Origin of the sequence: Micromonospora sp. WMMC264 (genome assembly GCF_027497275.1) — a bacterium.
Taxonomy (GTDB): domain Bacteria; phylum Actinomycetota; class Actinomycetes; order Mycobacteriales; family Micromonosporaceae; genus Micromonospora; species Micromonospora chalcea.
In genome coordinates this window covers 3,211,924-3,225,171 of the sequence record NZ_CP114907.1, presented here as the reverse complement: position 1 = coordinate 3,225,171, position 13,248 = coordinate 3,211,924, and the positions used below count along the sequence as shown (strand labels likewise).

The window sequence follows — 13,248 nt, the reverse complement described above, 5'->3', positions numbered from 1 at the left end:
GTAGGTGATCGTCAACCGATCGGGATGGCACCAACAACGCGTAACCCGAGGTGGGCATCGGTTTGTGCCGATCCCGATACAAGCCCATGCCCGACACTCCAGGTCAAGCCCCAACTTCGAGGCGCTGGTATTCGAGGTGACTCGAACCCCAACAGGCGCTGACTGTTCCCGTTGAAGCCTCGGCGATACATTCTGTGCATGCGTGACTACGGTGGCTCCGGACTCGTCGCGTACCTGCCGCAGGACGAGTGGCACCGAGTGCAGAACACCGGGATCCCCGTCCGCTTCGAGCCCCGCGCCGTGCTCCTGCGCCAAGGCGACACTACCCAGCACGTGCATGTGGTCGTAGCTGGGTGCGTGAAGATTGTGCGGTCGGAGGGTGACGGTAGCCGGTCGATGTTGACACTGCGGGCCGCTGGCGACGTCGTGGGTGACCTGGCAGCCGTTGATCTGCAACCTCGGTCTGCCACCGTCACTGCCCTCACCACTACGGTCACCCGGCTGCTGACTGGCCCGAAGTTTCGTCGTCTTCTGACCCGGCCTGCGTTCGCTTCGGGCTTCACCACCTATACGGTGAGCCGATTGCGCAGCTCGGACGCTCAGCGTTCAGCGCTGGCCGTGCTGCCGGTTCGGGAGCGGCTGGCGCGGGCGCTGCTCCAGCTCAATCGGGAGAGCCGGCGCGCTGACGGGCAGCCCGCGATCCGGCTGTCGCAGGCAGAGCTCGCCGAATTGGTCGGCGCCTCACGCAATGCGGTCGTCGCCGAGCTGAGCGCCCTGCGTGAGGCCGGCATTGTCGTGACCGGGAGGCGTGAAGTCATCATCGTGGAGCCTGCTGCACTGAGCGGCCGGTAACACGGTTTCCGCCCAGAACTGGGCAGAGAGGAGCGCGGTCGGGCTGACGCTGAGGGGGTCCCGTTATCGAGAAGGGCCTTCCGTGGAACACATTCCGTTCGAAAGATCAGTCGATCTGCCGCCGTACCGCGCGATCCTGGCGGTGGACGCCAAGGGCTTCACCGCCGAACCAGGCAGCACCCATGAGGCGATCAGCAGAAACCTGCTGGACCTGGTCGGCGACGCCCTGAACGGCGCCGGCTTGCGGGCCGAGTGGGAACGACCGGCGTTCCTCGGCCCGACCGGCGACGGCTTCGCCGTCGGGCTTCCCACACACGTTCTGCCTTACCTGGTAGACCCGTTCCCGCGCCTGCTCCAACAGCGCCTCGCCGAGCATAATCGGCAGGCGCGGACACGCCTCCAGCTGCGGGTCAGCCTGCACGTCGGGCCGTTGCCGGCTGACCCGGAGAATCCCCACTGGACTGGCAACGGCGACTCGCGCAACGACACCCACCGTCTGCTCGATTCCGCGCCGGTGAAGGCCGTACTCGCCGCGGCCAGCCCTCGCGTGACATTCGTGGCGTGCATCTTCTCTGACCGCGTCTTCGAGGATGTCATCGTCGCTAGGTACGCCGGCATGCAGCACGCTCATCCAGAACTTCGCGCCCTCACCACCCGAGCCGGCCCACAAGCCGAGGACATCCTTCTCGCCATCGAGGGTGACCCCGATCGCGGCGTAGAACGGCCGGTTCGCCACCTGCCCGTCACGCACCTTGACCACGATCGCGTCGATGAACACCGCCGCGTAGATCTCATCCAACGGGCGATGCGACCAGTCGGTCATCTCCTCGATCACCTTGTCGGTGATCCGCGAGATCGTCTCCTTGCTGACCGAAGCGCCGTAGATCTCGGCGAAGTGCGCGCTGATCTCCCCGGTCGTCAAACCCTTGGCATACAGCGACAAAACGACCTCGTCGACCCCTGACAGGCGCCGCTGCCGCTTGCGGACGATCTGAGGCTCGAACGTGCCTGCCCTGTCCCGCGGCACGTCGATCTGCACCGGTCCGCTGGCCTCGGTCAGGACCGTCTTCGACCGGCTGCCGTTGCGGACGTTGCCCGACCCGGCACCGGCATGCTCATGCTTCTCATAGCCGAGATGATCGGTCATCTCCTCGTTCAGCGCGGTCTCCAGGACCGTCTTGGTCAACTGCTTGAGCAGCCCGTCCGGGCCGGTCAACGACAGGCCCTGTTCCTTCGCGGCCCGGACCAGCTCGGCGGCGGCCTTCGCCTCCGCCGACGGCTCGGGCCGCTTCTTCCGTCCGGTCTGGTCGTTCAGTGTCGCGGTCATCACGGCACCCTCCTCACCAGGCACAACGCCCGGCAGGTCAGGCCGGAAACACCGTTAGATCCACACTCCCCCAGCGGCGCGGGATACTCCGTCACCTGCGCAGGATGGATGAGGCACGGTTGCGGCACGTAACCCTCATGTTGGACCGCGGCGGGTTGCGGGGCAGAGGCGAGCACGTCGGTGATCCGGGTCGAGGGGCGCCAGAACAGCGCCGTCTTCGGGATCTGCTGCTCGGGGTGGTCGAACGGGCACCACAGCACCTGCATCATGTCCGCCTGCTTGGGCACACGCAGGTGGGGCACGTCGCCAAGATAGAGCTGGGCAACCGGCAGCATTGCCACTGGCTCCTCGGGCCAGGGACAGCCACGATCGATGCGGTCGACGACCTGTTGCTCCTGCGGCGTGAACAGCGTGTCACCGGTGGGACGGTTGTTTGCAGCCGTCATGAGCTGCCGCAGCAGTCTCACGTCCTGCACCGTTGTCGCCGGTTGGCCGTGGGGGTGGTGTGGACCGTCGCAGTACGGCCACGCCTCGCCGGCCGGCCGGTAGCAGGGCCAACAGGCCTACATCCGAGCCTGCCCCGCTCAGGGGCGGCGTGGGTGGTGGAAGGCCGGCGGCGGCCAGGCCAGCCGCACGGCCAGGGCAGCATGGACGACAAGCAGGATCATCCCCGCCCAAGCCGTGAGCGGGCAGCGGGACGCGCTGGGCGTCGGCGAGGCGCGCCTCCCGCAGCGGCCCGTACGCCTGGTCGGTGGGATCGCAGATCGGCCCACCGCCGACGACCTCGCGCTGCCACCGAGGCATCGACAGCGCGATCGATGAGGAGTGAGCGCGCTGTCCGTAGTCCTGCATGAGAGTTTGCTTGTGCCACGAAAGTTCGGGTTCGCGGTCAGCTCGCTCAGTGCCTGCCTTGTCAAATGCCTTGCCGTGGTGGCGCACGCCCTGCGGGTGTCGGAGGATGGCCGCATGACAGCTGTCAGCGTTGTGGGTGAGATGGATATCGAACGGGCGGTCGTGGTCCGTACTGGTATGCGACCCCCCGGCGCGGGCGACGGCTGGCTGGTCACGGTTGACGAGGACGGCGAGGTCGTAGCTGCCGCGCCGGCTGATTGGGTCAAGTCTGATGACCCGATGGCGGAGCGCGACATCATCGTGGTGGACGCTGCGTGCCCGGTGGCCGCGGCCCTGAACAGTCCGGCGTTCGCTGAGGCTCGATGGCCGCCGACGGTGGTGGTGCACGCCGGTGACGGGATCGTGGGCGTCTGGGCCGATGAGGACCTGGCGGATGTCTGGCCGCACCGTCTGGATCGCGGCAGTGTGGATGTCGGGCTTCCAGGCGAGGTGCTTATCCCACGCTTGCGTCGACGTTGCGGATTCCGGGATAAAGCCCGATGTAGCGAACGTCGCGACTTCGTGGTCCGGCATGACAGGGCCGTTCCGTGCGGGAACCCCGACGGGCTCGCCGAGCACAACTTCGTCTGGTGATCGCATGATGAGTGCGGCCATAACCCGGGTGTCCGGCTGGCTCGCCGTCCGTGACATCGTTTCCCTCCTGGTGCCGACGCTGGCATTCGTCGTGTCCGTGTTGGCATTGGTCGCCCGGGCGGCCGGGTGGGCAGAGACCCGGGCGTGGGTCAGACAGCTGGACGGCCTGCAAGTGACGCTGCTGGGCCTCGCCGGGGCGGCCACGCTGCTCGTCACGGTATTGCTATTGCAGTTCTGGCTGCTGCCGCTGACCCGGATGTATGAGGGCTATTGGGGTTCGCTCCGCTGGGCGCAGGCCTGGGCCCGCAGGCGTCAGGTGCGTCGCTGGGAGCTGCTGTCGGGGGAGACCGGTTACCGAACCATGTATTCCCGCTTCCCGCTGGACCGGGAGGACATCATGCCGACACGTCTCGGCAACGTGTTCCGGGCGGCCGAGGGGTATACGCAGGACCGCTACGGGATGGATGCAGTCTTCTTCTGGCCCCGGCTCTACCCGCTGCTTCCCGAGCCGCTGCGGGTCGAACTCGCCGGGCTCCGGTCGGTGATCGACCTAACTCTGGTCTCGGCGACTTTTGCCGGTGTGTTGTCGGTTCTGGTCGTCGCATTCGCGGGCGCCGCCGATCTGGGGTTGGCCCGCACGCTGCTGCTCGCCACTGCTCTGCTTCTGCTCTTCCGGCTGCTGTACCTGTGGTCCGTCTCCGCCGCCGCCCGGTACTGCGAGCTGGTGCGGTCGGCCTTTGACATCTCAAGGCGGACCCTGCTGGCCGCCTGTGGCGTCCGCCTGCCGGCGACGCTAGAGGAGGAACGACAGTTGTGGCAGGCTCTCGGGCAGCTGCTGTATCGAGGTGGCGTGGGGGAGGACCTGGAAGGTGTGCTGTGGTTCAAGGCCGACCCGCTGTAGCGTCAGGGGCCGAGGTGCACGAACGGCGCCCAGATCGAGGGCTTGTTCGGGTAGGCGTCTCGCAGCCGGCGGACAGCGTGGTGCAGGGCACGCGCGGGGGAGCCGACCCTGGCTAACTCGCGGTAGAAGTCAGCGGCCACCTGCGGCCCGACGTGATCCGCGGCGCCCCACAGCGTACCGATCACATGTCTGTATCCCGCCGCTTGGAAAGCCGCAGCGAGGTGGTCGCCGGCTCCGACGTCGCGAGGCGAGGCATTCGCCGAGTGGCATGCCGACAGGTAGGCCAGTTCGGCGTCTACTGGGGTGAGCCAACCGAGCCGGTTGACGGTCAGTACATTGTTCGACAGATAGAGCTGCGCGGGTCGCCCGCCCGCCGGCGGCGTCCCATGGCAGACGAAGTGGACTCGGTCGTGCCCGGGCAGCTGTCCGGCCACGGAGTTGATGGTGGCCTCGGCGTCCTTTAGTGAGCTGGTCAGCCAGGGATCCAGCTCGGCCAACTCCTGCGCGGCGTATCGCAGCATGGCCGCACCGTCAATCTCCGATACCGCGACAGCGAGCATCCTGGGATCCTGGTTGCTCGGACGGTGGTCACGACGGGCGTACTGCAGCATGCCCAGAGTCGTGGTGTAGGACGAAACGACACGGTCCAGAACGTAAGGACCACCCGGCCGACCGGCGGCGTGCAGCGGCAGCATGGCCAGCAGGCCAGTCGGCACCCACCAGATCCGTGGCGGCTCATCGGAAGGTTCACGGTCGAACGGGTGGATCTCTTTTAGGACAGGCTCCGCCACGCTATCCCACAACCAGGCCTGTACCTCCGTGAAGGTGTCTGCGAGCCGGGTACGATCCCCCTTCGACAGATGCCCACTCTGAACGGAGAGAATGGCAAGCATCATCCGCCGGGCCAGCTTGTCGATATCCTCCAGTTTCAGGCGTGGCAGGTCGACGGTGGTGACGCGCCCGTCGCCGACGATCAGCGCGGCGCACCCCAGTCGGCTGATGTTGATCACCACCGCGTGGCCATCGGGCACCGCAGCCAGCAACGTGGACACGTCGGTCCGCAACCGCCACGGCTCGTCGGGCACCGCGCGGCGAACCTTGAGTTCGAAGTCCTCCCAGCGCGCCGCGATCTCATAGCGGGTGTCCTCGGACAGGACTTCGCTGCTCAGCTCCTCGCTTAGCCGTTCGCACTGCTGCATGAACGCTTCGGCGGTGGTGTGGCTGGCCAGGTCGAAGCCGCTGAACCTGGCACGTACGCGTTCCTGTGCGATGGCGAGCATCGAACCAAATGCCTCGATGAAGTCGCGCGGGATCTCGCCGCTCATTCCCTTCCCATACGCCTGGATCGCGTCTACCAGTGGCACCATCTCTTCGGCCAGGTCCGGTCTGTGGGCTCGTAGCCAGCGCAACTGCTCACGCAGCTGCAGGGTCTGGCCGATCCGGACTCCGCGACCTTGCTCCAGCAGAGATAACGCGCTCTCGGGGCGGTTCAACGCCAAGGCGCAGGCGGCGCCGTCCTCCGCCGCGCCGAACCAGCGCTGCTCCTGCTCTCGACGGTCGTCCGGTTCCAGCGGCTGCCGGGCCTCGGCGGCGAGGAGGTCCACGGTGGTGCGGTAGCTGTCGACCGCCAGCGCGAACTGGCCCGCCGAGGCAGCCGCTTTTGCCAACAGGTACGCGGCGTCCGTTCGGTCCGCCGCCGGGGAGGCGGGATCGTCCGCGACCGGGCGAAGCAGGCGGATCACGTCCTCATCGTGGCCGGCCCGCGTTTCGAGCAATATCGCCGCGAGCCGCGTCCGGTGCCGCTTTGCCACTATGGAACGGTCTTCTTTCTCGATGAGGTCGCGTAGCAGGCGGATAGCCTCCTGCGCGTCGTCCGGCCGCCCCCGACGGCTCAGGCTCGTCGCCAGCAACAGGTTGATCATGCGCTGGGTCGGCCCGTCGGCCTTGGTGCCCACCCGGCGCGCGACCAACGCGTGGCGAGCCGCGTCGATCGCCTCGTCGGCATGCCGGTGGTTCCCCGTGGCCTCATCGAGCCGTGTGAGGACAAGGGCGAGGAGAAGCCACCAGCGACCCGCAAGGCCGGCGTTGGCCTCGCGGGTCATCTTCCGGAATCCGTCGGCGAGCGTGGTCAGCGTCTCCGCGTCGAGGGTCGAGGCAGTCAGGATGATCTCCATACCGTCATCGGCCCCTTGCGGCGACAGCCCACCCTCGACGTACAGTTTTCGCAGTAGATCCACTGACGCGCGCAGGTCCTCGACGTTGCCGGTCAGCTGGTAACGATCAAACATCCAGAAGGCGAGGTACTCGCGCGGTTCCGGCGCTCCCGGATCACGACGCGTGGCCGTCCGCGCGTCGCGGATCGCCTCGACGAGGTCCCGCAGGCGCCCGGTTAGGTCGAATCGTCGACGCATCACCACGGCGCGCTGAATCCACAGCCGAGCCGTCGCCGGGGATCGATGGCCGAGCTCGTCAATGGCCGACCGCAGCCGCGTAGCCACGGCGTCGATGACACTCCGATCCTCGGTCAGGGCCGCGATAATGCTGGCCGCGTCGAGCCATTCCCGTCGAAGCGACGCCGACACGTTCTCGTCATACGCGGTGATGGCTTCCTCGAGCAGCCGGGATGCGCTGCCGATATCGTCTCGCAGCACGAGCGCTCCCATCAGGACCAACCTTGCCCGCAGCATCACCTCTACGCTCGATGCGGTCCCGACCAGCGGTGCCGCGATGCTCACGGCTGCTTCCAGATCATCGGGGTGACCTGAGTCCCCAAACCTGGTCAGGTGACATCTCGCCAGCTCGACGAGCAATGGATCGTCTAGCCGTCGGAACCGACGCCGCAAAAGGATTATCCTGCGGCCAACGGCTCCCGGCGGTGGTCGATGTCTCCGCTGTCGCCACCACCGCATGAGGATCTGCGGCGGGTCGACATGCAGCCGCAGATGGCTCAGATAGTCAACGATCTCCGCAGGAGCGGATAGTTCGCCCAGCTCTGCGGCACGCTCGTAAGCCTCCGTGCAGGCCATCAGCTCGCTTAGTGCCGTCCCGCCTGACGTGTGCAAAAATTTGGACCAGCGGAGTTCGCCGATGCGCAGCAGCACCTCCCGGTCGGGGCGACGTTCCCGCGTTGCCCGCTGGGCGATCGCTTCCAGAGCTGCAAGGTGGCGATCGGTCGGATCGTCCAACGCCAGCATGCGAAACCGGCTGGCGACGACCCGGGGGACCGCGTCGATGTCGTATGCGGTGAGCCAAGCCAGGATGTGCAGGGCGTTCTCATGCGCGCGATGGGCGAGAACGGGGTTATCGCTGGCTACGACGTCCGATAAGCGGAGGTAGAAGTCGGCCAGGGTGGCGAGTTCCTCGGTCACCTCGGCGAGATCCGGAAGCGCCGAGAGCGAGTCGAGCAGTTCATTCGCGGTCGCTACTGCTTCCGCCGTGATGACCGTGCATGAGCGCAGCGTCGCTGCCGCAGCTCGGACTCTCGCTACCATCCGCCAAGCCGACATGTGCGAATCGTGACGTCAGTCAAGGGGTCACGTCAATGCCCACAACCGGCTGACTGAGACGAGCTGCTGGCTCATGCTCGGAGAACAACATCACTGCCGTCATCAACGGGGCAAAAGATGCTGAGTCTGAGAGCAACGGGCGCGTCGACCATCATCCGGGATCAGACATCCAGCAGTCGTCCGCCTCCTAGCTGCCGGGGGAACCTCAGCCCTTATGGCCGACGAGGATGAGTTCGCCAGTAATCAGAGGCGGTACGACTATCCACGAGACCTCATCACGCGCGCGGAGGGGACCGCCGAGTGGCTGTCGACTGCGCTGTGCGTCGGTGTGGAACCCTTCGGAAGCCGCTTCCGCACATGGCTGGGCCAGGTCGGTTGAGCTTGGCTCTGGTATTGGACAAGCTGCCGAGGCCAGAGGGCGCACGCCTCACCGGTTTCCCATCTCGCAGGGCGCTTGACCTTCTGTAAGGCGGGGTCGCCCGCGTGCCTCTCTGAGGGCATGATGTGGCGGTGGTTACGGAGCAGGAGGCGAGAAGCATCGCAGCGGCGGTGCTGCAGGAGATGTCCTCGTTTCCGGACGTGCCGCCGCTTGCCATCGCCGATGTGAAGGAGCGCCCGGCCTTCTGGGTGTTCCACTACCAGTCGGTGCGGTACATCGAGACTGGATCCTTCCTCGACTCCGTCATGGGTAACGCGCTGATCCTTGTGGACCGGAAAACGGGGCAGGCCCACCACACGGGTACGGCTCGATCGATCGACTGCTACGTCGCTGAGCACACCAACGGCCGACACGCCTGCGCACTCTGCGCCTCCCCGCAGCCGTAAGCCCGAGCCCTCTTTGGGAGCCACGCGTCGGAGCGGGGGATGCGCGATGCCTCGAAGGCGGGCGATGGTGTGCTGGTGTGCCCGCGGCGACGTCCCGTAGGAGTAAGAGGCCGCTATTGGTGGGGAGCACGGTCTCTGCCGAAGCACCGCAGCTGCCGGCGCCTGCTCCCGCTGTCGGCTCAAGTGTCGTGATCCCGCTCGGTGTAGCCGTGTGCGAGTAGCGCGGCTAGGAGTTGCGTGTTCCATGTCCGCTCATCGGCGTCGTGCCATCGGTGTTGCCGTGGGCATTGCCAGTTCGGTACTGGTTCTTCGGGGAGGAAGCATCCGCCGAGCGCAAGCTCGCCTGCGGCTGCGGCCTTCCTGGCTTTCGGTGCCGGGAGGCCGAAGAGCAGAGGGACGCCCGCGGCGTGGGAGTCGGGACAACTCGGAATCACCTCGTCACGGTACCGAGCCCGCCTCATTTCGATCCTCGCAGCGTTCGCCTCCTTTGCCCCGTCCCGTGGGTTGTCGTCGATCTCTACGGTGTGGTTACGGGGGTACGGCAGGGGAGGGCGGCTATGGGCATCTGTGTCGTGTGTCGGGCGGATCAGCGTACGGTGGTGCTCATCAGCAGTTGGGGCGTTCCGCACGGTGCCTCGGGGCACGAGGTCAACTATCGCTGGAGCAGCGTGGTGGCCTGCCCGGAGTGTGGTGTTGGACTTCTGGTGCGCTTTGATCACGATTGCTTCCACCCGCCGTGGGAGGAGCCGTGGGACATGGACTGGTCGTGGCCGGTCGACGTCGACGGGGTCCAGCGGCTGATGTCTGCCCTCGTCGGGTGCCCGGAACCGCTGCAGCCATCGTGCGAATGTCCCGCGCACCGCAGCTTGCGGGATACCACCGAGAGGCCGCCACCGCGTGAGGTCCCGGTGACGATCGTGTTGACCGAGGACGGGCTGCCGCAAGTCCGGTCGGTAAACGATCTATAAGGCTGGCACGACCGGTGGATAGACGGTCAGACGTGGCGGACGTTGAACCTGGCCCCCCGTTTACCCCCCGAAAACCCAGGCCAGTTGTTGGCGAAGAGTGACAAGAGCCGGTGACGTATTAGTGACGTCCTTGCAGCTCAACGACCATCTCAGGCAAGTAATGACAAGCCCGCTTCGGCTACTTTCCGTTACAAGGGGTTTTGGCAAACAATGACAAGTCCTGAGGGGACTCGACAAGAGGTTGTCCTCGGTTCAAGTCAGGCGGCGTGGGTCATCGCCGGTGGATTGTGCGAGTGACCGGACGCCCTAGGCGCTGAGCGCCCCGTCGGCTCGCGCGGTGCTCAGTGGCGGGGCTATGTGGAACGTCAAGGTCGGGGAGGTAGGAGATCCGGCGAGCTCGGCCAGCCGGTCTCTCGCCGGCCAGTGGACCGGCGGCTGCCTCATGAGCGGAGCTTGCACGACCAGACGCATCGGACCGCTACGACACCGGGGCGTTCTGCATGGGATGTTTTGAGCTCGCGGCGTTGCTGGAGCGTCGCCGCGGAGAGCTTCTGGTCCGGGTCGGCTCGGCCGTCAGAGTGGAAGATTATGCCTTCGCCGATCAGGACCTCACGGCAGGTCTGGGTGATGGTGGGATCGGCCCATCGGAAGCCGTCTGCCGGCTTGCCTGTCGAGGTCAGGACGCGGTGAGCACCGTAGGGGCGGTCGAGACAGCTCGCGATGTGTTGGCCGACGCTGATAGCTGGGAGTGCGATGATTTGCGCAATTTCCCCGTAGTTGGTCCATTCTCCTGGACGCAGTTGCGCTATCAGTTGATGTAGGTCGGTCCAGTCTCGAGTGTTCCTGCCGTAAGCGAGGGCTGTCAGGTCTACGCCGGCCTCGGTGACCCACCAGTTTAGGGTGCATCTGGAAACTCTTCCGGGCTCATGCCGTCTTCGAGGAGGCGTCCTGCTTCGTCGTGTCGGCCGAGTTCGCGGAGCATCCAGGCAAGAAACTCCCGCGCCGTTCCGGTTTCGTCGCCGGCGGCGATTTCTTCCTTGTACAGATGGACCGCCTCGTCGATCCGGCCCTGCTGCTTCAGCACAGCGACGTAGGCGGGTCTCAAACTCTCGTTGCCCCGCTCGACCGCTAGCCGCAGCAGCTGTTCCGCTTCATCGATCCAGCCCCACCGCCGGTAGGCCCGTACGAGCGTGGCAAAAGAGCCGCGCAGTCCACCGTCAACCGCGTTGACGAGTAGCTCTTCTACCTCATCACGACGCTTGTGGCGTTCGAGCAACTCTGCCAGCTCATCCAGAACCTCTCCGTGGCCTGCTGAGGCGCCCTCACGCCACACCTGTTCTGCTTCCTCGGCTCGATTGCGTTCGACGAGGAACCTGCCCAGCGCGAGGTAGATCTTGTGACCGGCCCGTATCGCCTCCCGCAGCACCCGTTCGGCGTCGCCATAACGCCGGTGCTCGACGAACAACTGGCTCAGCTCGTACACCGCGTTGGTGTCGCCTGCGGCGATGTCACGGCGCAGCGATCGCTCCAGCAGCCTCATGGGCACGATCCGGCGACGCCCAAGCCGCGCGACCAGCTCTCCCCGAATAAAGGACCGGCGTCGGCGCACCACACTGTGCCACAGCCGCAGCAGATCTGCTCCGCCGCGGCGGTCGTCAATGGTGGAGATCAGCATAATGCCGGCTATGTCGTCAGCGTCGTCGATCATCGCTCGGCGCCACAGTTGCTCTGCCTCGTCGGCGTCGCCATAGTCGGCACAGATCAGCGCGAGTCCCACCGTGCCGTTCGCGTCACCGGCGGCCACAACGTCGCGGTACAGGTCTTCCGCCTCGTCGACCTCGCCTTTGTTGGCGTACAGGCTCGCTAGCCTCCACCGCGCCTCAATGCTGTCGTAGAGCGCCCGGGTGTAGAGGTTCTCAGCGAACCGCAGCAGGGCCCGAGCCTCTGCCGCGGCACCGAGACGGCACAGGTCCTCGGCGTTCGATGCGTGCTCGGCGTACGCCTCCCAGGCCGAGGTTGGCGGTACTCGGGTGCGCCGGGTGTGGCCGCTGTGCTCGACGAGGTAGTCGGCCACTTCCCATCCGTCGATTACGCCGGGCCGGGACGCGACCGGGTACAAAACCTGGGCCGCGCCGCGCAGCTTGGCGCGGGCGTACGCGAGCGCGCCGGCCAGCCAGTCACCACTCGCCGCGGCAAGCTCTCTGGGCTGCAGGTAGCCGACCACCGCGTCGCTGAGGAACTGCTCGGTCAACGGCGTGAGCAGACCCATGCGTCGCGCGTCGACCGCAGCGGTGATCACCGCCCGGTGCAGCGGGTTCGGTGCCTGCTCCCAGCGGCGCATCAGTTGCGGCGCGGCGGCCAGCACCTGCGTAACCCCGAAGGCCTTTGACCGCAACACCATGCGGAGCCGCGGGTCGTCCGCCGCGATCAACTGGGCACACTGCCGCTCCACCTTAGTGAACACTGCGGCAATGTCGACGACTCTCGCGAGCGCGAGCAGTTCCCGCTGCCGAGCGTACAGGTCGGGTTCACCGCTGTCGGGGATCGTCGTGTAGGCGTGGTACCACTGAGGCCAGACCGTCGCCACCACGACCGCTCCCGCCCGCAACAGCGCCCGGATTGTCGCCGCGGACAGCCCGTTGTCACCGTCGAGGAACGGCCGCAGCTCATCGAGCCACACCACCATGTGGCCCGTCGGTGCCACGGTCAGCGTGCGCACATCGTCGGCGCTGCTTGGCTGGGTCAGCCACCAGTCCGGCAGGGTAGTCGCCGTGGCCTCGTACAACGTACGAGTCTTGCCAGCCGACGAACCGCCGACCAGCAGGACGAAGCATCCTCGGTCGGCGCCCGCCGCCAGGACCGTGTGGAGCTCTGCGTCGGCGTCGCGGCGGACATACGGGGGCACCTCACCGCCGTCGCCGGCAACCCGGATCGCCGGGTGGACGCCGAGGTATCGCGGCTGTGCGTCTCGGACCCGCACGGCGCCCGGTGGCCGTCGCTGCTGCGCGGTCCTCGCCCGCTGCCACGCACCTACCCAGGTGGGTGTGTCGGGGGCAGAAACATTGCAGACGCGCAGCCAAGTCAGTAGCTTTTCGCGGGTCGGAAGCCGCTTGCCTCGGGAGATCTCTCCGACGGTGCTCTTGCCGAGCTTGGCGATCGAGCCGTCGATGACTCGGCCGTCGCGGCTTCGCAGCTTGTCTGCCTGCGCCTCCATTGCCTCGTACGAGAGTCCCGCTCGCAGACGCAGCGTTTCAAGGCCTTCGCAAAGGTCCACCTGGTTGTGAATCGCGGCAGGGTCCACTGGGCCGCGCTGGACGCCCTGCCTCACCTCCGGCCCACCTCCGTGACCTGATCCTGCCCCGGCTTTGACCGTCAGCGTACGTG

8 protein-coding genes and 1 pseudogene are annotated in these 13,248 nt (G+C 66.6%); 5 read left to right on the top strand and 4 right to left on the bottom strand.

Annotation, left to right across the window (positions count from 1 at the left end; all coding sequences use genetic code 11):
* Nucleotides 1–198: 198 nt before the first annotated feature.
* Nucleotides 199–852, top strand: a complete 654-nt coding sequence (locus tag O7542_RS13725) for a Crp/Fnr family transcriptional regulator (RefSeq protein WP_281606359.1) — start codon at nt 199–201, stop codon at nt 850–852.
* A gap of 619 nt (nt 853–1,471) precedes the next feature.
* On the opposite strand, the pseudogene O7542_RS13720 reads toward O7542_RS13725, so the two are convergent.
* Nucleotides 1,472–2,179: pseudogene (locus O7542_RS13720) on the bottom strand (IS256 family transposase); the annotation flags it as partial.
* The gene (locus O7542_RS13715; protein WP_281606358.1) at nt 2,179–2,646 is read right to left on the bottom strand and encodes a hypothetical protein; all 468 of its coding nucleotides are present in this window, start codon (nt 2,644–2,646) and stop codon (nt 2,179–2,181) included. The gene O7542_RS13715 and the pseudogene O7542_RS13720, both read right to left, overlap by 1 nt.
* Before the next feature lie 358 nt (nt 2,647–3,004).
* On the opposite strand from O7542_RS13715, the gene O7542_RS13710 reads away from it, so the two are divergent.
* Together O7542_RS13710 and O7542_RS13705 are read left to right on the top strand one after the other, a co-directional pair.
* Nucleotides 3,005–3,664, top strand: a complete 660-nt coding sequence (locus O7542_RS13710) for a hypothetical protein (protein WP_281606357.1) — start codon at nt 3,005–3,007, stop codon at nt 3,662–3,664.
* Nucleotides 3,665–3,692: 28 nt separating this feature from the next.
* Nucleotides 3,693–4,565 (top strand): hypothetical protein, encoded by an 873-nt coding sequence (locus O7542_RS13705; protein ID WP_281606356.1) that lies wholly within the window; start codon nt 3,693–3,695, stop codon nt 4,563–4,565.
* 2 nt (nt 4,566–4,567) lie between these two features.
* Here the strand turns inward: O7542_RS13705 and O7542_RS13700 are convergent, their stop codons facing one another.
* Nucleotides 4,568–8,056, bottom strand: a complete 3,489-nt coding sequence (locus O7542_RS13700; RefSeq protein ID WP_281606355.1) for a CHAT domain-containing protein — start codon at nt 8,054–8,056, stop codon at nt 4,568–4,570.
* 525 nt (nt 8,057–8,581) lie between these two features.
* Between O7542_RS13700 and O7542_RS13695 the strand changes: the two genes are divergently transcribed.
* Both O7542_RS13695 and O7542_RS13690 read left to right on the top strand, forming a co-directional pair.
* Complete coding sequence (locus O7542_RS13695; protein ID WP_281606354.1) at nt 8,582–8,896, top strand: YrhB domain-containing protein; 315 nt, start codon at nt 8,582–8,584, stop codon at nt 8,894–8,896.
* A 1,468-nt stretch (nt 8,897–10,364) separates the two neighbouring features.
* Complete coding sequence (locus O7542_RS13690) at nt 10,365–10,685, top strand: hypothetical protein (protein WP_281606353.1); 321 nt, start codon at nt 10,365–10,367, stop codon at nt 10,683–10,685.
* Nucleotides 10,686–10,759: 74 nt separating this feature from the next.
* Here O7542_RS13690 and O7542_RS13685 read toward each other — a convergent pair whose 3' ends face one another.
* Nucleotides 10,760–13,192, bottom strand: a complete 2,433-nt coding sequence (locus O7542_RS13685; RefSeq protein WP_281606352.1) for a tetratricopeptide repeat protein — start codon at nt 13,190–13,192, stop codon at nt 10,760–10,762.
* Nucleotides 13,193–13,248 lie beyond the last annotated feature (56 nt).